This window comes from Egicoccus sp. AB-alg2, from assembly GCF_041821065.1.
GTDB lineage: Bacteria > Actinomycetota > Nitriliruptoria > Nitriliruptorales > Nitriliruptoraceae > Egicoccus.
This window is the reverse complement of sequence record NZ_JBGUAX010000001.1, coordinates 467,629-489,748: the sequence shown is the minus strand read 5'-3', so window position 1 is coordinate 489,748 and position 22,120 is coordinate 467,629. Positions and strand designations below refer to the sequence as shown.

General features: G+C 72.8%; 20 protein-coding genes. 9 read left to right on the top strand and 11 right to left on the bottom strand.

Translation table 11 applies throughout. The annotated features are described in order from the left end of the window. Window positions 1–37 precede the first annotated feature (37 nt). Window positions 38–808, bottom strand: coding sequence for a MerR family transcriptional regulator (locus ACERM0_RS02295; RefSeq protein WP_373676877.1), 771 nt, complete (start codon window positions 806–808; stop codon window positions 38–40). 138 nt (window positions 809–946) lie between these two features. Then, the gene (locus ACERM0_RS02290) at window positions 947–1,663 is read right to left on the bottom strand and encodes a hypothetical protein (protein WP_373676876.1); all 717 of its coding nucleotides are present in this window, start codon (window positions 1,661–1,663) and stop codon (window positions 947–949) included. 260 nt (window positions 1,664–1,923) lie between these two features. On the opposite strand from ACERM0_RS02290, the gene ACERM0_RS02285 reads away from it, so the two are divergent. From ACERM0_RS02285 to ACERM0_RS02275, 3 genes are all read left to right on the top strand, one after another. Continuing rightward, window positions 1,924–2,889, top strand: a complete 966-nt coding sequence (locus ACERM0_RS02285) for an ABC transporter ATP-binding protein (protein ID WP_373676875.1) — start codon at window positions 1,924–1,926, stop codon at window positions 2,887–2,889. Next, window positions 2,886–3,746: an ABC transporter permease gene (locus tag ACERM0_RS02280; protein ID WP_373676874.1), complete on the top strand. Its 861-nt coding sequence runs from the start codon at window positions 2,886–2,888 to the stop codon at window positions 3,744–3,746. The genes ACERM0_RS02285 and ACERM0_RS02280 overlap by 4 nt, the downstream gene beginning before the upstream one ends. Before the next feature lie 69 nt (window positions 3,747–3,815). After that, window positions 3,816–4,067, top strand: a complete 252-nt coding sequence (locus tag ACERM0_RS02275; RefSeq protein WP_373676873.1) for a helix-turn-helix transcriptional regulator — start codon at window positions 3,816–3,818, stop codon at window positions 4,065–4,067. Between the two features lie 83 nt (window positions 4,068–4,150). Here the strand turns inward: ACERM0_RS02275 and ACERM0_RS02270 are convergent, their stop codons facing one another. Next, window positions 4,151–5,758, bottom strand: a complete 1,608-nt coding sequence (locus ACERM0_RS02270) for a PA domain-containing protein (RefSeq protein WP_373676872.1) — start codon at window positions 5,756–5,758, stop codon at window positions 4,151–4,153. Window positions 5,759–6,094: 336 nt separating this feature from the next. Here ACERM0_RS02270 and moeB point away from each other — a divergent pair, with 336 nt between their 5' ends. Continuing rightward, on the top strand, window positions 6,095–7,267 hold the full coding sequence (gene moeB / locus ACERM0_RS02265) for a molybdopterin-synthase adenylyltransferase MoeB (protein WP_373676871.1): 1,173 nt from the start codon (window positions 6,095–6,097) through the stop codon (window positions 7,265–7,267). Between the two features lie 4 nt (window positions 7,268–7,271). Here moeB and ACERM0_RS02260 read toward each other — a convergent pair whose 3' ends face one another. The 4 genes from ACERM0_RS02260 to ACERM0_RS02245 all read right to left on the bottom strand — a co-directional run bounded on the left by ACERM0_RS02260 (window position 7,272) and on the right by ACERM0_RS02245 (window position 11,093). Then, entirely contained in the window at window positions 7,272–8,141 is an 870-nt protein-coding gene (locus ACERM0_RS02260) for an alpha/beta fold hydrolase (RefSeq protein ID WP_373676870.1), read from the bottom strand. Window positions 8,142–8,247: 106 nt separating this feature from the next. Then, entirely contained in the window at window positions 8,248–9,675 is a 1,428-nt protein-coding gene (locus tag ACERM0_RS02255) for a multicopper oxidase domain-containing protein (protein ID WP_373676869.1), read from the bottom strand. Between the two features lie 169 nt (window positions 9,676–9,844). Continuing rightward, entirely contained in the window at window positions 9,845–10,261 is a 417-nt protein-coding gene (locus ACERM0_RS02250) for a pyridoxamine 5'-phosphate oxidase family protein (RefSeq protein ID WP_373676868.1), read from the bottom strand. Between the two features lie 184 nt (window positions 10,262–10,445). Continuing rightward, complete coding sequence (locus ACERM0_RS02245) at window positions 10,446–11,093, bottom strand: response regulator (protein WP_373676867.1); 648 nt, start codon at window positions 11,091–11,093, stop codon at window positions 10,446–10,448. 75 nt (window positions 11,094–11,168) lie between these two features. On the opposite strand from ACERM0_RS02245, the gene ACERM0_RS02240 reads away from it, so the two are divergent. Next, window positions 11,169–12,779 carry a GAF domain-containing protein gene (locus tag ACERM0_RS02240; protein ID WP_373676866.1) on the top strand — a complete coding sequence of 537 codons (1,611 nt, stop codon included), beginning with the start codon at window positions 11,169–11,171 and terminating at the stop codon, window positions 12,777–12,779. A 37-nt stretch (window positions 12,780–12,816) separates the two neighbouring features. Here ACERM0_RS02240 and ACERM0_RS02235 read toward each other — a convergent pair whose 3' ends face one another. Then, window positions 12,817–13,308 carry a hypothetical protein gene (locus tag ACERM0_RS02235; protein WP_373676865.1) on the bottom strand — a complete coding sequence of 164 codons (492 nt, stop codon included), beginning with the start codon at window positions 13,306–13,308 and terminating at the stop codon, window positions 12,817–12,819. Window positions 13,309–13,425: 117 nt separating this feature from the next. After that, on the bottom strand, window positions 13,426–16,164 hold the full coding sequence (ppc, locus tag ACERM0_RS02230; protein ID WP_373676864.1) for a phosphoenolpyruvate carboxylase: 2,739 nt from the start codon (window positions 16,162–16,164) through the stop codon (window positions 13,426–13,428). A 113-nt stretch (window positions 16,165–16,277) separates the two neighbouring features. Between ppc and ACERM0_RS02225 the strand changes: the two genes are divergently transcribed. After that, window positions 16,278–17,123 carry a sulfurtransferase gene (locus tag ACERM0_RS02225; RefSeq protein WP_373676863.1) on the top strand — a complete coding sequence of 282 codons (846 nt, stop codon included), beginning with the start codon at window positions 16,278–16,280 and terminating at the stop codon, window positions 17,121–17,123. Between the two features lie 6 nt (window positions 17,124–17,129). Here ACERM0_RS02225 and ACERM0_RS02220 read toward each other — a convergent pair whose 3' ends face one another. Continuing rightward, window positions 17,130–17,654 (bottom strand): MOSC domain-containing protein, encoded by a 525-nt coding sequence (locus ACERM0_RS02220; protein WP_373676862.1) that lies wholly within the window; start codon window positions 17,652–17,654, stop codon window positions 17,130–17,132. A gap of 64 nt (window positions 17,655–17,718) precedes the next feature. On the opposite strand from ACERM0_RS02220, the gene ACERM0_RS02215 reads away from it, so the two are divergent. From ACERM0_RS02215 to ACERM0_RS02205, 3 genes are all read left to right on the top strand, one after another. Continuing rightward, window positions 17,719–18,276 carry a DsbA family protein gene (locus ACERM0_RS02215; RefSeq protein WP_373676861.1) on the top strand — a complete coding sequence of 186 codons (558 nt, stop codon included), beginning with the start codon at window positions 17,719–17,721 and terminating at the stop codon, window positions 18,274–18,276. Between the two features lie 148 nt (window positions 18,277–18,424). Continuing rightward, on the top strand, window positions 18,425–19,456 hold the full coding sequence (locus ACERM0_RS02210) for a PD-(D/E)XK nuclease family protein (protein WP_373676860.1): 1,032 nt from the start codon (window positions 18,425–18,427) through the stop codon (window positions 19,454–19,456). Next, window positions 19,453–20,049, top strand: coding sequence for a hypothetical protein (locus tag ACERM0_RS02205; protein WP_373676859.1), 597 nt, complete (start codon window positions 19,453–19,455; stop codon window positions 20,047–20,049). The genes ACERM0_RS02210 and ACERM0_RS02205 overlap by 4 nt, the downstream gene beginning before the upstream one ends. A 13-nt stretch (window positions 20,050–20,062) precedes the next feature. Here ACERM0_RS02205 and ACERM0_RS02200 read toward each other — a convergent pair whose 3' ends face one another. Beyond that, a complete protein-coding gene (locus ACERM0_RS02200; RefSeq protein WP_373676858.1) occupies window positions 20,063–21,847 on the bottom strand; it encodes a VanW family protein in 1,785 nt (594 codons plus the stop codon). Between the last annotated feature and the right edge of the window lie 273 nt (window positions 21,848–22,120).

The following is a 22,120-nucleotide window of genomic DNA, read 5'->3' as shown; positions in this document are numbered from 1 at the left end:
AGGTCCCGACGTCAGGTCCCGACGTCCGGTCCGGCGGTCAGGTCGCGACCTCGACGCCGTGGCGCCGCGCGTTCGCGACGATCGCGTCCCGGAGCCAACGGGCCAGGCCTTCGCGCTGTCGCTCGTAGGTCGCCATGAACCGGGGATCGTCGACGTACATCTGCCCGAGGTACAGGTGCATCTCGTGGGGACAGGCGTAGAACCACTCGTCGATCTGGCGGCGGGCGCGCTCGGCGAGGTCCATGGCCGGCTCGTCGGTCGGCGCCATCCCTTCGTCCATCGCCGCGACCATGTCCGCGTTGAGTCGTTCGGTCTCGGCCTTGAAGCGCAGCCAGTCGTCCTTGGTGTAGCGGGCGGTGCGCCGCTGCGACTCGCGCCAGGCGTCCGTGTCGCCCCAGCGCTGCTCGGCCTCCTCGGCGTACTGGGTCGGGTCGTCCTCGCCGAAGACCTCGAACAGCTCGTCCGGGTCCAGATCGATGCCCATCCTGCGTGCCTCCATCGTGCGCTCCAGGACGTCCACCAGTCGAGTGAGCCGGTCGATCCGTGCCTGCAACTGTTCCCGCTGTCGTGCCAACTGCACGAGCGGGTCGTCCCCGCCGTCGAGCAGCCGGCCGATCGCGTCGAGCGGCAGCTCGAGCTCGCGATAGAACAGGATGCGCTGCAGGCGTTCGAGGTCGGCCGTCACGTAGCTGCGCCGGCCCGACGTCGAGCGGTGGCTGGGCTGCAGCAACCCGATCGCGTCGTAGTGGTGCAGGGTCCGGACGGTCACACCGGCGTACCGGGCCACCTCGCCGATCGAGTAGCTCACCTCTCGGGGGTCCTGTGGTTGGTCGCCGCTCTGGCGACGCGTCCGACGCTACGACCTGACGTAACGTCAGGTGCAACGCGCCGACGAGCCGCTGCGCACCGACCGCACGCGATCCTGCCGGGCGGCCGGGCGCGGCGGTCATCCCTCGTGGAACAGGTCGACGACCACGCGTTGCGGTTCGTCCAGCCGGGCGACGACGAAGGGCCGCTCCTCGTCCACACCGACGAAGAACAAGTGCATGCCCTCGAAGATGGTGTCGTCACGGACCTCCAGGACGACGCCGCCCGCAGGGCCGTCGACCGACTGCTGGAACCAGTGGTCCATGTCGTCGGGCAACTCGGGCGGCAGCGTCAGGTGGCTCAGGGCGACGCTGAGGGAGGCCCCGCCGGCCACGGCCACCGGTTCGCCCGAGCCCTGCGACCGTGGCTCGTCGTACTGCACGAACCAGCCGGCCTGGCCGTCGCCGTCGAGTTCGATCACGACCCGGTCGAACCCGTCGTGGGCGCCGACCCGCACGTCCGTGACGGCCAGGACGTCACCCGGTGCACCCTCGTCCTCCACGAGTTCGGTACCCGGTTCCCCGGGCATCGGCTCCGGACCGGCCTCGGCGTCGTCCGCCGGCTGCTCGACGGGCTCGTCGGTCGCGCCCTCGCCGGCCGGGTCCTCGCCGGTCGGGTCCTCACCGGGCGGGTCCTCACCGGGCTCGGGCGACGGCTCCGATTCCGCGGCCTCGTCGTCGGGCGGCGCGGGCTGCTCCACGTCCGGCCGTTCCACCTCCGTCCCGCCGTCGCAGGCCGTGAGCCCCAGCATCGTGGCCACGGCACCGGCGGACACCCGTCCGAACACCGTTCGCATGCGGTCGTCGCCCCCATGGATCGCGAGCGACCACCATGCTGGTTCGTGCTGTGGCGGGTCGGCCGCAGCACCGTCCGATCGAGGGGGCGATCAAGGGCCGAGCCGGCGCGGGACGGCGTCATGGCGACAGCCGGAACGCACGCGAGCGCACGCGCCAAGCCCTCCGGCGCACGCGGCAGCAGACTATGTAGTACTCGTGCTCTGGATGTAGTAGAAGTACTACATGCGATCCCCGGCGCGTGACCGACCATGGAGGCAGCATGCACACGACCCCGGCCGGCGCCCCGGTGTCAGACGGTGCCGGCGCCGCCGTACCGGCGGCCATCGAGGTCCGCGACCTGCGCATGCGCTACGGGGACGTGGACGTCCTCGACGGTGTCGGTTTCACCGCCGCGGTCGGGGAGGTCGTCGCCCTGCTCGGACCCAACGGGGCCGGCAAGACCACCACGATCGAGATCCTGGAGGGATTCCGTCGGCCCTCGGCCGGTCACGTGCGCGTGCTCGGAAAGGATCCCCGGAACGCCGGCGACGAGTGGCGCGCCCGGGTCGGCATCGTGCTGCAGTCCTGGCGCGACCACGGCAAGTGGCGGGTGCGCGAGCTGTTGGCTCACCTCGGCCGTTACTACGCGCCGTACACGACCCCGCAACGGCCGCGCCCGATTCCGGTGGACGACCTGCTCGGGCGGGTCGGTCTCGCCGCCCACGCCCATCAGCGGCTCTCGTCGCTGTCGGGTGGGCAGCGCCGCCGCCTCGACGTCGCCATCGGGATCGTCGGCCGTCCCGAGGTGCTGTTCCTCGACGAGCCCACCGCCGGCTTCGACCCGCAGTCCCGGCGCGAGTTCCACGACCTCGTGCACGAGTTGACCGACCTCGAAGGCACGACCGTGCTGCTGACGACCCACGACCTCGCGGAGGCGGAGAAGCTCGCCGACCGCATCGTCATCCTCAATCAGGGGCGGATCGTCGCCGACGGCAGTGCCGAGGCGTTGGCGCGCCAGGTCGAACGCAACTCCGAGGTCCGCTGGCGCGAGGACGGCACGCTGCAGGTGCACGCCACGGCCGACGTGACCGCGTTCGTGCGCGAGTTGTTCGCACGTGGCGGCGAGCGGATCGGTGACCTCGACATCCGTCGCGCCACGCTGGAGGACACCTACGTGGAGATGGTGCGCCGCAGCGAGGCCCGACCGCCGCTGGTGCGCGTGCCCGACGCGGAGGAAGAGCGATGACACCGCTGGGAACCGCCGTCACCGCCGGAACGGAACGGGCCTGGATCGAGTTCCGCCGGGGGTTCACGAACGCCACCGACCTCGGGTTCTACGTCGTGATGTCGGTGGTCGTGTTCGCGATCCTGTGGTTCAACCGTGACACGGTCGTGCAGGTCCCCGGCTACGAGCTCCCCTCGGCCACCTATGCGTTGCCGAGCTTCGTCGGCGGGCTGATCGCCTTCCTGTCCGTTCTGGGCGTGGCCTACGCGCTGGCGATGGAGCGAGAGGACGGCACGCTGCTGCGGGCGAAGTCGCTGCCGCACGGCATGACCGGCTACGTGGTCGGACAGGTACTGCGCACCACGCTGGAGACCATCGCCGGTCTGACGCTGGCGCTCGTGCCGGCGATGCTGTTCATCGACGGGATCCTGGTGGACGGCGTCGGCGGGCTGGTGTGGCTGCCGGCGATCCTGGTCCTCGGTCTGCTGGCCACGCTGCCGATCGGCGTGGTCATCGGGGCCGTCGTCCGCTCCGTCCGGCAGGTCAACACCTGGGGTTCCCTCCCCCTGTTCGCACTCATCTGGGCCTCCGGCATCTTCGTGCCCACGATCGCGCTGCCGCAGTGGGCGCGGGTCGTCGGCCAGCTCTTCCCGGTCTACTGGCTCGGTCTCGGTACCCGGGCCGTCCTGCTGCCCGACGAGGCGGCCGCCCTGGAGATCGGTGGGTCCTGGCGGCCCGGCTGGACCGTCGCCGTGCTCGTCGCCTGGGCCGTGGCCGGCGTGCTCGTCGCCGTGCCGATCCTCAAGCGCATGGCGGCGCGCGAGTCCGGCTCGGCGATCGCCGAGCGGCGGGAACGGGCTCTGCAGCGCACGTACTGACACGCGCCACGACCGCGCCGCCGGAGCGGGAACGACGGACACCACACCGGTAGCGAGGGGAGACACGACATGGCCGAGCGACCCACCGAGACCGTGCACAACCGGATCGCAATGTTGCGCACCGAGCGGCGTGTCTCACGACGCGAGTTCGCCGAGGCGTTGGGGGTCCACTACCAGACCGTCGGCTACCTCGAGCGCGGCGAGTACAGCCCGAGCCTGCACCTCGCCCTCAAGATCGCCGCGTTCTTCGAGGTCCCCGTCGAGGTGGTGTTCTCCCTCGAGCCCTTCCCGCGGATCGGTGAGGACCGGGCCTCGGCCTGACCGCCGAGATCGGCCGGACCGCGGTCCCGAACACGCCGTGGCCCCGCACCGGGCGGGGGCCACGGCTCGCGGTCGACCTCCCCTCAGCCGATCGGCGCGCTCACACGCAACGGGATCTGGTCGTAGCGACCCGGATCGATCTCGTGCAACGACCCGTCGGCGGCCGCGTCGACGATGCCGCGGACACCGACCTCGACCTGCTTGACCAGCATGCCCATCCGCTTCTGCCCAAGCTGCTGGGTCTGTCCGCTCGTCTCGAACAGGATCACCGCGCTGCCACGGAGCGCGAACGAGCCCAGCGCGGTGCCCGGCAGGTTCGTGTTCTGCGGATACAGCGTCACCTTGCCGAACGGCGAGTTGCCGCGCTGCAGGGCGTCGAACACCGCCACGTTGACGCGTCGAGACGCGTCGTAGTCGAAGTTCGGCCAGTCACCGTGCGCGGCCGGATCGTCGATGAAGCGGGCGGAGATCGACAGCGGCGTGTAGAAGTCGCTGTCCGGGTTGTCCGCCACGCGACCCGTCGCCGGCAACCCGGCCCGGATCGTCTGACCCGCCGCCTGCGTGATCTGCACGGCCGGGATGGTGATGCTCGCGTCCGTCCCGCCCATCGTGGTCGGCGTGGCCGCCGTGTTGTTGGCGATGACCACGGCGACCGCACCGGCGGCCTGGGCGTTGGCGACCTTCTGCGTGAACGGGCACGTGCCCCGGTCGATCAACGCGATCGCGCCCGCCGGGAAGTCCGACAGCGCCCCACAACCCTCCGTGGGGTTCGGGCCGCCGCCGTCGACCAGCACGATGTCACCGCGGATACCGACCGCGTCGGCCTCCGGACCGAAGTTCGCACCGGCCGCGTCGTAGGTGCCGGCCGCGGGCGACGGCGCGTCGATCTCCACCAGGTCCGGCAGCCCGTTGCCGTAGCAGGCGGCCTGGTTGTGCAGGTCGACGAAGATGTCGACGCGACCGAACTCCTGCTCCAGCGACCGGTAGACGTCGCGCACCGTGCGCGACTCGGGACTCAGGTAGAAGCCGACGCCGGCGCTGTTGCCGGGCAGATCGGCGGCGACCGGCTCGTAGTCCAGATCCGGGTTGAAGTCGCGGTTGAGGTCCATCCCGCCCAGGTTGTTGTTGTGGTACCAGGCGCCCGGGTTGGCAGGCACCCCGGCCAACTGCGGATGCCGGGCCTGGATCTGCGCCCACGACATCACGTTCTGTCGGCGCGGGACCGCCCCGCCGTCGGCGTTGAGCATCGGAATCGCGACGAAGGTGATCGCCTCGCGGATCTCGCGCGACGCCTTCGAGTTGTTCCCGAGAGTGGCCAACAGGTTGAGCAGCGCCGTCGTGCCGTGCTTCTCGTTGCCGTGGATCTCGCTCTGGACCAGCATCACGGTGTCCCCGTGGCCGACGCGGGCCACGTGGATCTCGCGGCCGCCCGTCGTGGTACCGGCCGCCTCGACCGCGACCGTGCCCTGGCTGCTCCGTGCGATCTGGTGCAACCGCTGGATCACCTGCTCGTGGCTGAGGAACCCGTCGTAGGGCGGTCCGCCCTGTTGGTTGCTGCAGAACGAATCGAAAGGCCATGCCTCGGCGGGTGGCGTCGCCAGTGGCGCCATCCCCGCCACCAGTGCGACCACCGCCGCCACCAGCACGGCCAGGCGCGGCGTGCGCCGCGCGTCGACCGATGCGACTTCCATGTTCCCTGCTCCCGTTCGGCACGGCCCGGCGGTGCCGGCCGCGGGGATCTCCCGCACAGTCGGGCCCGGCACCGCGCCGTGCACCCCTCTCCCGGGGTGCGCACGAGCCAAGTAGCGCCCGGCGGCCGCGGGCGGCGCGATGCGCCTGCCGGGGGAGCGGGTGCGGTGTGATCAGCGTCAGCGGCCGAACGGCCACCCTGCGTCACCTGCCATGTCTGGCCGGGGGTCCATGCCGGTGGGTGGTTCGCACGGTTTTCCTCGTCGGGGAAGCGTGCCCGCCTGCGGCGCGTTGACACTCCCAGACCGCCCTGCCACCCGTTTCGGAAGGATCCGTTCGTGGTCCGCCCTGTCGTCGACCGGCGTGAGCCCCTCACCAATGACGAGATCGCGCGCTACAGCCGCCACCTGATCATCCCCGACGTGGGGATCGAGGGTCAGGAGCGGCTCAAGGCGTCGAAGGTCCTGCTCGTCGGTACGGGGGGCCTCGGATCGCCGCTCGCGCTGTACCTCGCCGCAGCCGGCGTCGGCACCATCGGGATCGTGGACAACGACGTCGTCGACGCCTCCAACCTGCAGCGTCAGATCATCCACACCACCTCCATGATCGGCCGACCGAAGACCGAGTCGGCCAAGCACGCGATCCTGGAGATCAATCCCAACGTCACCGTCGAGGTGCACGAGACGTTCCTGACCAGCGAGAACGCGCTGGACGTCATCGCGCCCTACGACCTGGTCATCGACGGGACCGACAACTTCCCGACGCGCTACCTCGTCAACGACGCGTGCGTGCTGCTGGGCAAGCCGAACGTCTACGGCTCGATCTTCCGGTTCGAGGGCCAACTCAGCGTGTTCTGGGCCGAGGAAGGCCCGTGCTACCGCTGCATGTTCCCCGAGCCGCCGCCCCCGGGCATGGTCCCCAACTGTGCCGAGGGTGGCGTGCTGGGCGTCATCCCGGGCATCATCGGCTCGTCGCAGGCCATCGAGGGCATCAAGCTGCTGACCGGCATCGGCGACCCGATGATCGGGCGGCTCGGCCTGTACGACGCGCTCGACCAGAACTGGATGTACGTCAAGGTCAACAAGGACCCCGACTGCCCCGTCTGCGGTGAGCACCCGACGGTCACCGAACTCATCGACTACGAGGAGTTCTGCGGCGTCCCCGCACACGACCGCGTCGAGGAGTTCGAGACCCTCGCCGAGCTGGAGATCCTCCCGACCGAGTACGCCGAGATCGCGGAGAAGCCCGACGTCGTCCTGCTCGACGTGCGCGAACCCCACGAGTACGAGATCAACCGCATCCCGGACGCCGTCCTGATTCCCAAGGACTCGCTGCCCGGCAAGCTCGCCGAGCTGGACGAGACCAAGGAGTACGTCGTCCACTGCAAGTCGGGCGTGCGGTCGATGGAGTCGACCCAGCTGCTGCGCGGCGCCGGGTTCAAGGCCCGCTCGATGCGCGGTGGCATCAACGCCTACGCGCGCCAGGTCGACCCCAGCATCCCCGTCTACTGACGGCTCACGCCGGCTGACGCGAGGCCGCGGCCACCGATCCGGCGCGCGGGGCGGCGGCCCCGGCGGCCTGCGGCTGGCGCAGGGCGCCGGCGAGGAAGCCGGTGACGGCGGCGACCGTGTCGTCGCGGTCCACCGGGGTGAACAGCTGATGGCGGGCACCTTCGACGAGGTGCTCCGTGAGCCGGTCGGCGGGCACCAGCCGGCGCAGCGCATCACGGGTGGGCTCGACCGGGACGATGCGGTCGGCGGTGCCGTGCAGCCACAGCACCGGCTGACGCAGGCGCGGTCCCCGGTCGACGAGCCGCAGGCCCCGGTGCAGCGCCGCGGCCGTGGCCAGCGGCAGCTGACCCCGCCAGACCAGGGGATCCGCGGCGAACCGGCCGCCGACCGCCGGGTCGCGCGACAGGTCCCGGGCTGCGTACGGCTCGACGCTCAGCCGCGGATCCTCGAGGTGGTTGCCGGGCCGGGCCCCGAGCAGGGGCGCCGCGAGCACGAGCGCGGCGACCAGCTCGCCGAGCTGCTGGCCCAGCCGGACGGCCAGCGTGGCGCCCGTGCCGTGCCCGAGCAGGACGATCGGCAGCCCGGGGTGGCGAGCACGCGCCAACTGCAGCAACAGTCGCTGTTCCGCGACGGCGTTCTCCAGGTCGCTCAGCAGGGCCGGGCTGCCCTCGGAGCGGCCGTGGCCGGCCTGGTCGAGGCCGTAGACGTGGGCGCCGCTGCGGACCAGGGCCTCGGCGAGTTCCTCGTAGAGCCCGACGTGCTCCCGCAGGCTGTGGCACACCAGCACGACGCGATCGACGTCGGGGCCCGACCAGCTGGCCACGTGCCGCTCGCCGTCCACGCCCTGCAGTGTCTCCGCGCCACTGACCAGCATGACGCCCCCCGTTCTCGCCGTTTTCGTCGGATCGTAGGTCGCGTGACCAAACGGGACCCTGCCCGTTGGGGCAGGATCCCGCCGTGCTGGCACGAAGGCCGGCCGGTCACTCCTCGACGATCAGCGCCGTCACCATCCCGTACATGCCCTCGTCGCGCTCGGCGTGGGTCAGGATGTGGCAGTGGAAGGCCCACACGCCGGCGTGCTCGGCCGGGACCAGCACCGAGTAGCGCTCGCCCGGCGCCACGTTGACGGTGTCGGCCCAGTAGGGCTGGTCGAGCGGGTAGCCGTCCTTCGCGACCACCAACTGCGGCATGCCGTGCAGGTGCATCGGGTGGATCTGCAGGCCCTCGTTGTAGTAGTGGATCAGGATGTTGTCGCCCTGCTTCGCGACGATCGGCGAGGTGGCAGGGAACGACTTGCCGTTGATGCTCATGCCGATGTTGCCGGCGTCGTTGACGACCATCGGGACGATCTGGTCGACCGTCATGTCGTCGGGCAGGGTCTTGCCGCCGATCGTGGTGCCACCCTCCGGCAGCGGGAGGTCGCCGACCAGGAACACGCCCCACATGCCGTTCGGCACCTTCATCTGCCCGTGGTGGTGGGGGTGGTACATGTTGACGGCCGCTTCCTCGGTGGTGAAGCGGTACGTGAACGTCTCGCCCGGTTCGATCAGGTCCTGGGTGAGCGGTGCGACGCCGTCCTGGTCGTTGGGCAGGATGATCCCGTGCCAGTGGACGTCCGTGCCCATCGGCAGGTCGTTCGTGACGGCGATCTCCACCCGGTCACCGATCTCCGTGTGGATCATCGGACCGGGAATCTGACCGTTGTAGGCCCAGCCTTCCACGACCTTGCCCGGCTCGACCTCCCACTCGATGATCTCGGCGGTCAGCTCGAAGCGCTTGGTGCCGTCCTCGAGGACGGTCGGCTCCAGCGGCTGGTTGCCGAGGCCCTGCGTCTCCGCGGGGAACTCGAGGATCGTGTCGTGCATGGCGGCGTCGAGCACGGCCCAGTCGGCGTCGGCGCCGTGGGCACCGTGGGCCCCGTGGGCACCGTGACCGTCGCCGCCCTCGCCGGCGGCCGCGGCGGGCTCGGCAGCCGCGTCATCCGCACCGACGATCGTCAGCGTGCCCTTCATGCCACCCGACTCGTGGCCGGGAACCGAGCAGTGGATCTCGTAGGTGCCCGGCTCGAGCCCAGCGAGGTCGAGCGTGGCCGATTCGCCGCCCTTCAGCATCGGCGTCGCCAGGTCGGTGTCGATCACCGCGAGGTCGTGGTCGGCGACGCCGACGTTGCTCACCTCGAGCACGCCACCGGCAGCCACCTCGATGCTGCTCGGGCTGATCGCGAACTCACTGAGCTCGACGGCGACCTCCGCCGGCGCCTCGCTGCCACTGCTCGCGGCGGCGACCGCGACCGCGGGGGCGTCACCACCACGTGACGCGGACGTGATCAGGGCCCCGGCGCTGAGCACCAGGGCGATCAGGGCGATCACCGCGACGGCGATGGCGCCGACCGTTCGTTCCTCGGACATCTCGACTCTCCTCGACGTAGGGGCCACGCGTGCGAGCCCGACCCCGTGGAAGGCCGGCGGTACGTCCGCCGGTCCTCGCTCGGTCGAGAGCGTGTCGGTTCGAGGATCGAGGTGGCAGGGCGGAGCGTCACCGGTGCGGCGGGACCTTGGTCCCCCGCGGGCCGGGACGTCAGGACCGGCGCAGGCGCCGACCCGTGATCTCCTCGGGATGGATGCGCACGATGACGTGGCGCATCGCCGTCGTGGCGGCCCAACTGTCGAGCTCCGCGGCGAAGCGGCGGGCCTCCTCGTCGTCGACCGGTTCGGCGCGGCCACGCACGAGCACGCTCCAGCCGACCGCGCGGGCCGGGTCGTGGTCGTCGACTTCGAAGGCGACCGGCCGGCCCATGATCAGGGCGTCGGTCTTCGCGCCGTGCAGGGCACGGAAGACGATCGTGCGCCCGTCGACGATGTGGTTGACGGGCACGATGCTGGGCGAACCCCGATCGACGTACGCGAGCCGGCCGAGGGGCCGGCTGCCCAGCAGGCTGAGACACTCCTGCAGTGACAGGACCTCGAGGTCGTGACGGTCGGTCGCGGTGTCCATGGCGGCCCCCTCGGTGCCGACGGGTGCGGTGGGGGTCGGCACCACGGTCAACGTGCCCTGGCGGCCGGCCCGGGGCAAGGGACCGCCGACCCTCTCGACCGGGGACGGTCGACCCTCGCCCGATGCGTCGCCGACGCCGGCGGCGTCCGCCCGTGCCCGCGGGTGGGGCGTGGATGGGTGGCCGTCAGGCCTCGCCGCGTTCGACCTGCGTGTAGAACACGGCCGCCTCGGTGCGGCGCTGCATGCCGAGCTTCGCCAGGAGGTTGGAGACGTAGTTCTTCACCGTCTTCTCGGCGAGGTGCATCCGCTCGGCGATCTGCCGGTTGGTGAGCCCCTCGGCGATCAGCGCGAGGATGCGGCGCTCCTGTTCCGACAGCGAGGTCAGCCGCGGGTCCTCCTCGTCGCCGCGGCGGAGGCGCTCGAGCACCTTGCCGGTCACGGCCGGGTCGAGCAGGGAGTCGCCCGCCGCCACCCGCCGGATGGCGTCGAGCAGGTCGTTGCCGCGCACGTCCTTGAGCAGGTAGCCGGCGGCGCCCGCCATGATGGCGTCGAACAGGGCCTCGTCGTCGCCGAACGAGGTCAGCATCAGGCACGCGATGCGGGGGTCGCGGGCGCGGACCTCGCGGCAGACCTCGACGCCGTTGCCGTCGGGCAGGCGCACGTCGAGCACCGCGACGTCGGGCTTGGTCTGCGCGATGCCGGCCAGCGCCATGCCGGCCGTGGCCGCGTCACCCACGACCTCGAGGTCGTCCTCGGCATCGATCATGTCCCGGAGCCCTCGGCGGACGACCTCGTGGTCGTCGACGAGGAAGACACGGACGGCGTCGGCCACGGCGTGCACTTTCGGATCGGCAGGCGTAGGGAACACTAGGGTGCCACGTCGCGAGCGGCAGCGGAGGGAACACGGGTGGGCGCCTCGACGCACCAGGAATGCTCCCGGTCGCTGGACCGGCGGGTCGGGCAGCTGCTCGACGCGGTCCTGGCGGTCACGGCCGACCTCGACCTCGAAGCCGTGCTCGGCCGCGTGGTCGAGGCGGCGTGCGAGCTGGTCGGCGCGCGCTACGGCGCGCTCGGCGTGATCTCCGCCGACGGCGACGGGTTGTCCGCGTTCGTGCACCGCGGGGTCGACGAGGCGACGGCGCAGGCCATCGGGCACCTGCCGGAGGGCCGCGGCGTGCTCGGGCTGCTGATCGAACAGCCCGAGCCCGTCCGCCTCGACGACATCACGGACCATCCGATGTCGTACGGCTTCCCGGCCAACCACCCGCCGATGCACAGCTTCCTCGGCGCTCCCGTGCGGGTACGGGGCCGAGCGTTCGGCAACCTCTACCTCGCGGAGAAGCGCGGCGGCGGGCCGTTCACCCAGGAGGACGAGGATCTGGTCGTCGGGCTCGCCGCGGTGGCCGGCACCGCCATCGAGCACGCGCGCCTGTACGACGAGCTCAGCCAGCGCGAACGGTGGCGTGACGCCGTACTGGAGGTGACGACCTCGGCGCTGACCGGCGCGCCGCTGGCGGAGGTCCGGGACCGGATCGCGTCGTTCGCGGCCGTGTTGATCGACGCGGACGCGGCCTGCGTGGTGGGCCCGCACGAGGAGGGCCTGTGGGTGCTGGCCGCCGCCGGTGAGGACGCCCCGCTGCCCGGCTTCCTGCCGGCACCGGAAGGGCCCGCGTGGGGCACGCTCCTCGACGGTGCCGTGGTGCGCAGCCCGTCGGGACCCGTCTTCGGCGACCGCCCGTCGCTGTGGGTGCCCCTGCGCGCCGGCGAGGACCTGGTCGCAGCGCTGGGCGTGGCACGAGGCAGCGGCCTGGGTGACCGCGACGAGGCTCTGCTGACCGGGTTCGCGGCCCAGGCGAGTCTGGTGCTGACGACCGAACAGGTCCGGGCCGACCTGCAGCGCGTCTCGCTCGTCGAGGAACGGGAACGCATCGGCCGGGACCTGCACGACACGGTCATCCAACGCCTGTTCGCCACGGGCCTGTCCCTGCAGGGGACCCTCAAGCGTGCCGAGGGCCGCCCGGACGTCGTCGACCGCCTCGAGCGTGCGGTCGACGAGATCGACCTCACCGTCAAGGAGATCCGCGCCACGATCTTCGCCCTGCAGTCCAGCGCCGGCGGCGACGGTGGCCTGCGCCACGACGTCCTGCGGCTGGTCGACGAGCTCACGCCGCTGCTGCCCCGTGCGCCGCGGATACGGTTCGACGGCCCCGTCGACACCGCCGTGCCGCCGGCCATCGCCGAGCAGCTGTTGCCGGTCCTGCGGGAGGCGCTCACGAACGTCGCCAAGCACGCACGGGCCACCGACGTGGAGGTGGAGTTGGGCGTCGACGCGTCGGGCCTGGCGCTGATCGTCACCGATGACGGCGTCGGGGTGTCGAAGACGCCGGGCAGCGGCTTCGGGCGCCGCAACCTCGCCGAGCGCGCCGCCCGCCTGGGGGGCGACGTCTCCTGGGCGCCGCGTGCCGACGGCACCGGCACGCGCCTTCGCTGGCGCGTGCCGTTCGTGCCCCGCCCGTAGACGGGCACGCACGAGGACGCGCCGACCTCCGGAGGGCTCAGGTCGCGACGCTGCGGGCGGCGTCGGACAGCGCGGCGTCCTGCAGCCGCTCGGCGACGTCCTCGAGGAAGCGCTCGAGGCTGCGCTGGGCCAGCCGTCCGAGCGCCACACCGTCCAGGGCGGCACCGACGGCACCGCCCGGTGGCACGTAGCGACCGTCGAGGATCAGCGTCATCCGCCCGTCACCGGCGACGTGCATCCCGAGCTCGCCGTCGAAGGCGGGCAGGAACCGGTCGGTCCGCGCCGGCCCGTCGTCGTGCAGCGGGTCCCACTGCAGCGAGCGCCAGTGCGTCGAGCCCACCACCCACGGGGCGCCCACGCGGGCCACCACCGTCCGCGACAGCGCGCCGGCGCGCACGGTCGCCTCGATGCCGCTGCCCTCGCCGTAGTGCCCCTCGGGCAGCCAGCGGACGGGCGCGTCGACGAACACGGCCAACAGTGACCGTGCCTCGCCCTGGATGGGCAGGAAGACCCGAACGGTGCGTTCCACGGGGCACCACCTCCTCGTGGGCCCCACGGTACGAGTGGTTCCTCGACGCGGAGCAGGGCGGAAGGTCCTCAGATGTGGGACCTCCGGCCGGGTCACCACCCCGGCCGGGTGCCCGGCTCAGCCCGTGTTGCGTTGTCCCGAGGCGATGCCGTTGGTGGCCACGAGCACCGCCTCGCGCAGCGCCTGCACACGATCGGGATCCTCCTCGTTGCGCAGCCGGTGCAGCAGCGCCACCTGGACGCCGTGCAACGGATCGAGGTACGGGTCGCGCAGCCGCAGCACGTCGACGAGGTCCGGCTGGTCCTCGATCAGCCGGTCGTGGCCGCGCATGCGCAACAGCGCGGCCACGGTGCGCTCGTGCTCCTCCTGGAGGCGGGGGAACACGGCATCGCGGACCTCCGCCCGCGCGAGGCCGGCGTACGCGTTGGCGATGCGCAGGTCCGCCTTGGCCAGGGCCATCTCCACGTTGTCGAGGATCGTCTGCAGCAGGGGACTGGCCTCGACCAGTTCGCGCAGTTCCTGCCAGCGCGCGTCGTCGTCGCCCGCCCACTGCTGGATCGCGGAGCCGAGTCCGTACCAGGCCGGCAGGTGCACCCGGCACTGCGTCCAGGCGAACACCCACGGGATCGCGCGCAGGTCCTCGATGCCGCGGCCGGCCTGACGGCGGGCCGGCCGGGAGGCGATGTTGAGTTCCCCGATCGCGTCCAGCGGCGTGGCCTCGTGCAGGTAGTCGACCAGTTGCGGGGTGTCGTGGACCAGGTCGCGGTAGGCCTTCCGGGCCAGCGCGGCCATCTCGTCGAGCACCTCGTCGGCACGTTGCGTCGTGGTCGGCGGGCGGTCCGGCGCGGCGGTCAGCAGCACGGCGTGCAGGATCTGCTCGAGGTGGCGGTGCGCGAGGACGGGGTCGCGGTAGCGGGCGGCGATGACCTCGCCCTGCTCGGTCAGCTTCAGCCGTCCGCGGACGGCCTCCGGCGGCTGGGCCCGGATCGCGGCGTTTGCCGGCCCGCCGCCGCGGCCGATGCTGCCGCCGCGGCCGTGGAAGACGGTCAGCTTCACGCCGTGCGCGTCGGCGACCCGGACCAGCGCCCGCTGGGCCCGGTGCAGCTGCCAGGTCGCGGCGAGGTAGCCCGCGTCCTTGTTGGAGTCGCTGTAGCCGATCATGACCTGCTGGTGGTCGCCGCGGTCGCGCAGGTGCTGCCGGTAGGGCTCGCAGGTCAGCAGCGCCTCCAGCACCTTGGGTGCGCGGACGAGGTCGTCGACCGTCTCGAACAGCGGCACGACGTCCAGGCCGTGGTCGCAGCGGGCGTCCCGGGCCATGACCAGCACGCCCAGCACGTCCGAGACCTGCTCGGTCATGGAGATGATGTAGGTGTCGATCGCGTTGTCGCCCAGCCGTTGGTGGGCACGGCGGATGACCCGGAACACCTCGAGGGTCTCGTTGGTCTGCTCGTCGAAGTCGAGTACCGCCGGCGCCAGCGGCCGCGGCGAGCGAAGCTCGCGGGTCAGCAGCGCGACCCGGTCGTCCTCGGCCAGTTCGTCGTACGCATCCGACTCGCCGTAGCGGGCGAACACGGTCTTCAGTGCCGCCGTGTGGCGGCGTGCGTGCTGGCGGACGTCGAGTGTGACGAGGTGGAACCCGAACACCTCGGCCTGGATCTGCAGCGAACGCAGCCGGCCGTCGGCGATGAGGCCCGCACCCACCGAGCGCAGGCTGTCGCGCAGCACCTCGAGGTCGGCGATCAGCTCGGTGGCGTGCGCGTAGGCCCGGGGATCGCTCTCGCGGTGGCGCCAGGGGCGGCGCGCGAGCCGTTCGGTGGCCAGCAGCACCTGGTAGACCAGCGCGAGGAACTGCCGGTGCGGCTGCGAGGGGTACTTGCGCTCGACCTCGGCCGCCTCCTCGGGCAGCAACTCGCGCAGTTCGGCGACGCGGTTGGCCAGCGCGGTGCTGGTGCCGCGTCGCTCGCTGACCGACAGGTGGGCGTGCAGGCGGTCGATGCTGCGGCGCAGCAGGCGGAGCGAGAGCAACTGGTGCTCGCGCAGGGTCTGCTCGGTGACGTCGGGGGTGACGTTGGGGTTGCCGTCGCGGTCGCCGCCGATCCACGAGCCGATCCGCAGGAAGCCGCCCACGTCCACCGGCTCGTCCGGGTAGACGGCCGCGAACGCGTCACGCAGGTCGCGATGCAGCTTGGGGACGAGGTCGAACAGCACCGACTCGATCCAGTACAGCCCGTTTCGGACCTCCTCGATGACCGACGGCGGCCGGATCCGGGTCTCGTCGGTCAGCCACAGCGAGGCGATCTCCTCGGCGAGGTAGCGCTCGAGGTGGGCCCGGTGCTCGGGGGTCACGAGCGGCGAGTCCAGGTCGCGCAACGCGCCCGCGATCCGCGCCAGCTTCGTCAGCGTCGTGCGGCGCTTCGACTCCGTCGGATGGGCGGTCAGCACGGGCCGGACCTGCACCTCGCCGATCGCGGTGGCCGCCTGCTGCGCCGACAGGCCCCAGTCGGCCAGCGTGTGTACGGCGGCCAGCAGCGTCTCGGTGTGCGGCCGGCCCGCCTCACCGGCGCGGATCCGGTCGGCCGTCAGTTGGCGGACCATGGCCTGGTCCTCGGTGAGGTTGATGAGCCGGAACCAGGCGGCGAAGGCGCTGACCACGACGAACGCGTCGTCGACGCTGATGTTGGTGAGCAGCTTCGTCAGCTCCGGGCCGGCCGCGTCGTCGCCGCGCCGGCCCGCGACCGACAGGGCACGGACCTGCTCGACGAGGTCGAGTCGGTCGTCGCCTTCGATGTGCGCGATGGTCCGGCCGAGCAGGTCGCCCAGCAGCCGTACCTGCGCGCTGGTGGCCTCGCGGTCCATGGGTCTCCGAACGGGACGGGGGACAGGTTCGACGTGAGGCTACTGATCGGACGACTAGCGTCGCTCCGGCGGTCGGCGTCGACCACCGTCGTGCGTCGTAGGGAGGACACGCCATGAGCGAGCAGGTGCCGCCGGTGATCGCTGCCCGGGCGCTGGTACGGCTGCAGGCCCAGCGTGAGGTGGTGCTGGCGGACGTCCGCTGGGCGCTGGACGGCAGCGAGGGCGAGGACACCTATCTGCGCGGACACCTGCCCGGGGCGGTGTACGTCGACCTCGGCGGCGTGCTGTCGGGCCCGGGCGAGCCGACCGACGGGCGGCACCCGTTGCCGAGCGCCGAGGCGTTCGCCGCCGGTCTCGGCGCGCTCGGCATCGCCGACGACGTCCTGGTCGTCGCCTACGACCAGGGTGGCGGGGCGAGCGCCGCCCGGCTGGTGTGGCTGCTGCGGGTGATCGGGCAGCCGGCGGCCCTGCTCGACGGGGGGCTGGCGGCCTGGGACGGGCCGCTGGAGACCGGCCCGGTCCGGCGCACGCCCGTGACCCGCCGCGTCGTGCCGTGGCCCGTGGAGCGCTTCGCCGACGCGGTCGCCGTGGCCCGCCTGGCGAAGGACCCGGCGAGCGTGGTCGTCGATGCCCGCGCCGCAGCCCGCTACCGGGGGGAGTTCGAACCGGTCGACCCGCGACCCGGACACGTGCCCGGCGCCGTCAACGTGCCGGTCGGCGAGAACCTCGGCGACGACGGGCGGCTGCGTGGCGACGAGGAACTGCGGGCGCGGTGGGAGGCGGCCGGCGTGTTCGACGCCGACGACGTGGTCGCCTACTGCGGCTCCGGCGTCAGCGCCACGCTCGACCTGCTGGTGCTGGAGCGGCTCGGCCGCCCGGGCCGGCTCTACGTCGGGTCCTGGTCGGGATGGGCGGCCGACCCGGACCGCCCGGCCGCCATGGGCGACGCGCCCGGCTGAGCCGACTCACGTGGCGGTGCCCAGCGGTCCGTCACCGGGCGGACACAGGGCGACCGGGTCGCCGAGGTGGATCGTGCCGTGCGTCAGGACGCGGGCGGTGATGCCGCCGTGGCCGCGCATCGCCTGGTAGCCACCGGGACCGAGCTCCTCCTCCATCCGCGAGCAGGGGTGGCAGGGGCCGGTGGCCTCGAAGGTCACGTCGCCGATGGTGAACCGGCGCTTGCCCAGGGCGTGCAGGTTCACGCCGCCGACGACGAGGTTGCGACGGAGGGCGACCGGGTCCACGGGCTCGTCGCGCGCGAGCAGCGTCGCCAGGACCGGCAGGTGCTCGGCCTGCACGAGGGTGACCTGACGGCGGCCCGCCGGGTCCGGGCGTGCGCGTTCGGCCCGGCGGTCCCCGAGCAGGCCCAGGCCGGGTACGGCCTCGGCCAGCGCCGGCGTGGTCATCGGTCCGCGGCGCCGGGTGCGCAGACCGATCCAGGCCAGGCGACCGGGCCGCGGCACGGTGGCGAGCAGGGTCCGGACGTCCATGGGGCGCGAGCGTAGGCTGCCGCCGCGGCCGCGCTCCGCCGACGCGCGCGCCCGACGGCCACGCATGCTCACGCTCTACTTCGACTACCCCTCCGCCGCCAGCGTCGTGGCACTGCTGCGCCTGCAGCGGCTCGCCGACGCCGGCGTGGCGGTGGCGTTCGAGGGCTTCGACCCGCTCGGGCTCGACACGGCGCTGCCCGTCACCCTCGACCAGTACGAGGAGCTCGAGCGGCATGCGGCACGCGCGGCGGAGCTGGGGCTCGACCTGCGGCGCCCGACCCGCCGACCGCCGACGCTGGGCGCCCACGTGATCGGCGGCGTCGCGGGCCGTGCCGGGCTGGGCGCCTCGTGGCGGGCCACCTGCCTGCGCGCCTACTGGCACGACGACGCCGACCTCGGCGACCCCGAGGTGCTGCTGACGCTGGCGGGCCGGGCCGGTCTCGACCTCGACGCCGCACGGGCGGCGCTCGACGACCGCGACGCCCGTCTGCAGTTGCGTCAGCGCATGCTGATGTTGCGCGGCCGGGGGATCGGCGGGGTGCCCGTGCTGGAGGTGGCCGGGGGCACGCTGGTGTCGCCGGAGCTGTCCGACGACGACCTCCGGGCGCTCGCCCGGCTGTGAGCCGGTCGTCGCCTCGGGTGCGGCGGGGTCCGCGGTGGGCGGGCACCGTCACGGGGGCCGCTGTGGACGCCTCCACGGCGGCGTCACACCGGGGTCCTAGCCTGCAACCGGTCGCGAGGCGGGCAAGGGGAACGTGGAGGAGCCGGGGGTGTCGAAGGACACGGTGGCGACGGCGGCACTGGCGACGGGGGCACTGGCCCTCGACCTGCCGGCCCGCCGGCGTCTGGCCGAGGACCTGCTGGGCTGGGGCCTGCCGCGGCCGGCCGACGACCCGGCGCTGGTAGGTGACCTGCGGGCGCGCCTGGAGGCGGGCCTCGCGGAGGTGGACGGTGCGCTGAGCGAGGCCGCGTCGGCGGCGCGCGGCGGTCGGCTGCTCGTGACGAAGAGCGCGCTGGAGCGCCTGGCCTGTGACGGCTGGCAACGCGACCCGAAGCCCTATGCGCACTCCTGGGCCAACGCACGGGGCACGCTCACCCACCTCGCCGTCGAGCAGGACTGGCACGAGGCCCGCGCCGACACGCCCGCGGCCGTCGTCGGGCGCGTCTGGCAGGCCGAGGCGTCGCGCCGGCCGGGCGACCCGGCGTCGTTGTCCCGCTGGCTCAACGACCTGCCCGCTGCGGACGCGCAGTGCCTGCGCGACGAGGTGACCGGACTCCTCGTCGGCTTCCGCGAGGTGTGGCCACCGCTGCCGCCGGGCAGCGTGCAGGCCCACGTCGAACGTCCCGTGGAAGTGCGGCTGGCGGGCGGGCGCGTGGTGCTGCGGGGCGTGCCGGACCTGGTGCTGGTCAGCCCCCGCCGCGACGATCGCGCCCGCACGCTCGTCGTCGATCTCAAGACGGGTCGGCCGCGCGCCCAGCACGACCGCCACGAGCTGCGGTTCTACGCGCTGCTGGTCGCGCTGGCGGCCGGTCGTCTGCCGTTTCGCTGGGCGACCTTCTACGTCACCGAGGGCCGGGCGGAGGTGGAGTCCCTGCGTGCGGAGACGCTGCTCGTCACCGTGCGACGAGTGCTCGACGGGGTCGCGCAGCTCGTGCGTCTCGCCGACGCGCCCGAGGAGGACCTGCGCCTGCGCGGCGGCGCCTGGTGCCACTACTGCGCCCGCGAGGACACCTGCGAGACGGCGGCCGAGGCCCGCCGGCAACAGGCCCTGTCACAGCCGTCCGGGATGCTCGGGCCGTGACCGACCTCCGCCACCACTCGCCCTCGGCCCCGCCCATCGGTGCCGCGCTCCGCGCGTTCCGGACGCCGGTGCGGGGCCACGCGTTCGCCGCCCGTCCCGCCGGTGCGCCGGCCCCGCATCCGGGCCAGCCGTTGCAACTGCGCCGGGAACCGGCCAACCCGGCCGACCCGTACGCGGTCGCCGTGTGGACGGTGCCGGCCGGGGGGACGGCGGCGGCCGGGGGAACGTCGGACCCGGCCGGGCTAGCGGCGGACCCGACCGGGGGAGCGACGGCCCCGTCCGGGGCGATGGCGGACGGGGCGACGGACACGGCGACGAGCTGGCGCATCGGCTACCTCGACCGACAGGTGGCCGCCCGGTTGGCACCGCGGCTCGATGCGGGGATGCAGGTCGAGGCCCGCATCGACGGGTGGATCGCGGAGCCACAGGGCCGGTGGCGTCGCCCCGTGGTGCTGCTGCGCCCCGGCACGGCGGACCTGCCTCCGCCATTGGCGCCCGCACCGGCGCCGCCTGCCCGTGTCCGGCCGCCCCGCGGTGACGGCCCGGGTCTGTGGGGCCGCCCGCCGGGCGTTCGCGTCCGACCGGTGCGCTGAGCGGGACAGGCCCTCAGCAGGCCCCGCGTTCGACGATGCGGTTCTGCGGCGAGTAGACCGTTCGGATCGTCTGCTGGTCGCGGTCGCCGCCGGTGCGCTCGACCGTGCGCACGACCTCGACGGTGAACCCCTCGGTCTGCCCCTGGACCTCGCGCTCCTGGCCGCAGGACAGCTCGCTGGTGGTGCGGGTCTGGGTCTGCGGGGTCGTCCGGTTCGTGGGCTGGCCGTGCTCGGCGCGCACGGCGTCGGCGATCGGCTGCCCGTAGAGGGTCACCGTCACCGACTCGGACGTGTACGAGGCCCGGACGACGATCGCGGCGTCGGTCGTGTTGGTGAAGACCACGTCCAGCACCGGGTAGGAGAGGGTCGCCTCCCGTCCCATCGGGTACCGGGAGATGTACCAGGAGTGGGCCTTCCACTGGTCGAGCTGCACGCCGGCGAAGAAGGCCGCGTTGAAGGTCGTGGTCCCGAACTGCGACACCCCGCCACCGCAGGTGTCGACCAGCTCGCCCTGCACGATCGTGCCGGCCTCGACGTACCCCTTGTCGCAGCGGCGCTCCCCGGAGATCTCGTTGATGGAGAACTGCTCGCCGGGCAGCACGACCGTGTCGTCGATGACGTCGGCCAGTCGCTGGATGTTCTGGGTGCGCGGCTGACCGGCGGTGTAATAGGTCGTGAAGGTGCCGATCACGTGCGTCGGGCGCAGGTCCTCGGCGCGCTCCGCCGGCAGCTCTGGCTCCACGACCTCGACCTCGAGGTCGGCCTCACGGACGTTCTCCGCGAACAGCGTCGTCAGCTGCTCGGCCGCCGCCTCGGGCTCGAAGCGCGTGCCGTCGCTGCCACCCTCGACCGTCGCCGGTGCCTCGATCGGCGTGAACGTCGTCGAGCCGGCGTCGTCGAAGCGCGACGGTGGCGAGCGGTCGACGACGAAGCGGGCGTTCTCCGGCTCGACGTCGAAGCGGCGCACCGCGTCGCCGAGGACCTCCTCGATCCGCTCGGGCGTGACCTCGATGGCCAGCGTGGCGTCCTCCCCGTCGCCGGATTCGACGACGTCGATGAGCCGGGCGATCGTCGCGGGCTCGAGGGTGAGGCTGGTGTCCGCGGCCTGCAGCGTCAGCGGGGCGGCCACCGCGCCCTCGACCTGGTCGGCCACACGGTCGACGTCCTCGTCGGACACCGGCTGCGGCGTGGTCTCCACCGGCAGGTCCACCTCGTCCGGCCCCGGATCGAGCATCGCGCGCGTCAGCACCTCGGTGAGCTCGTCGCGCTGGACGCTCGCGCCGCCGCGCGGCCGCTCGACACGGACCTCCAGCGAGTCGGGGTCGGCCTCGACGGTCCCGGCGAAGGGCTCACGGTCGACCTCGCCGGCGATCTCGTCGACCCGTGCGGCGAGCAGCGCGTCGTCGTGTCGTTCCTGCAGCGCGTACTCGCGTGCGGTCCAGAGGCTGCGCACCCGCTCGGCGACGTCCCCCGGCAGGCCCTCGCGGCCTCGGGCGGCCGCGGTCGCCACCGTCTCGTCCAGGGCCACCTCGAACCCGACGTCCTCGGGGGCGATGACGTACTCCTCGTCCTCGAACGAGAAGATCACGGCGTCCTCGCGGCGGGCGTCGGCGACGCCGCGGAGGGCGTCGGCGGCCTCGGGCGGCGTGAGCCCACCCACCTCGACACCGGCGACGACGGTGTTGGGCAGGATCTCGCCGCGCTGGACGAACCAGAGCAGCGCGGCCAGCAGCAGGACGACGGCCAGGGCCACGGCGACGACGGCGCCGAGGGAGATGGCAAGCTTGCGTGCACCCATCGCGACTTCGCGTCCCCCAACGTCGGACGAGGTTCCCGACGCGGCCCCGGGCAACCGGTCGGGGAGCGTACCGGCCGGTTCCGGACCGGCTCGGACACCGGGCGATAGAGGCAGTCGTCCACCGGGGTACGTGTTCGAAGGTGCACATCCCGGATTCGTCGGCTACCTTTTCGCGCCGTTTGCCGCTGCCCGGTCGGACGGGGTCATCGCTCCCGTCCTCCCCGTTGCCGGCACCACCCGCAACCGCGGGCCCGATGGACGGCCTGTTGCCGG

Coding starts and splice junctions, on each gene's coding strand:
- ACERM0_RS02290 (WP_373676876.1), bottom strand. CDS start 1,663: ATGCGAACGGTGTTCGGACGGGTGTCCGCCGGTGCCGTGGCCACGATG.
- ACERM0_RS02285 (WP_373676875.1), top strand. CDS start 1,924: ATGCACACGACCCCGGCCGGCGCCCCGGTGTCAGACGGTGCCGGCGCC.
- ACERM0_RS02280 (WP_373676874.1), top strand. CDS start 2,886: ATGACACCGCTGGGAACCGCCGTCACCGCCGGAACGGAACGGGCCTGG.
- ACERM0_RS02275 (WP_373676873.1), top strand. CDS start 3,816: ATGGCCGAGCGACCCACCGAGACCGTGCACAACCGGATCGCAATGTTG.
- ACERM0_RS02270 (WP_373676872.1), bottom strand. CDS start 5,758: ATGGAAGTCGCATCGGTCGACGCGCGGCGCACGCCGCGCCTGGCCGTG.
- ACERM0_RS02260 (WP_373676870.1), bottom strand. CDS start 8,141: ATGCTGGTCAGTGGCGCGGAGACACTGCAGGGCGTGGACGGCGAGCGG.
- ACERM0_RS02255 (WP_373676869.1), bottom strand. CDS start 9,675: ATGTCCGAGGAACGAACGGTCGGCGCCATCGCCGTCGCGGTGATCGCC.
- ACERM0_RS02250 (WP_373676868.1), bottom strand. CDS start 10,261: ATGGACACCGCGACCGACCGTCACGACCTCGAGGTCCTGTCACTGCAG.
- ppc (WP_373676864.1), bottom strand. CDS start 16,164: ATGGACCGCGAGGCCACCAGCGCGCAGGTACGGCTGCTGGGCGACCTG.
- ACERM0_RS02225 (WP_373676863.1), top strand. CDS start 16,278: ATGAGCGAGCAGGTGCCGCCGGTGATCGCTGCCCGGGCGCTGGTACGG.
- ACERM0_RS02220 (WP_373676862.1), bottom strand. CDS start 17,654: ATGGACGTCCGGACCCTGCTCGCCACCGTGCCGCGGCCCGGTCGCCTG.
- ACERM0_RS02215 (WP_373676861.1), top strand. CDS start 17,719: ATGCTCACGCTCTACTTCGACTACCCCTCCGCCGCCAGCGTCGTGGCA.
- ACERM0_RS02200 (WP_373676858.1), bottom strand. CDS start 21,847: ATGGGTGCACGCAAGCTTGCCATCTCCCTCGGCGCCGTCGTCGCCGTG.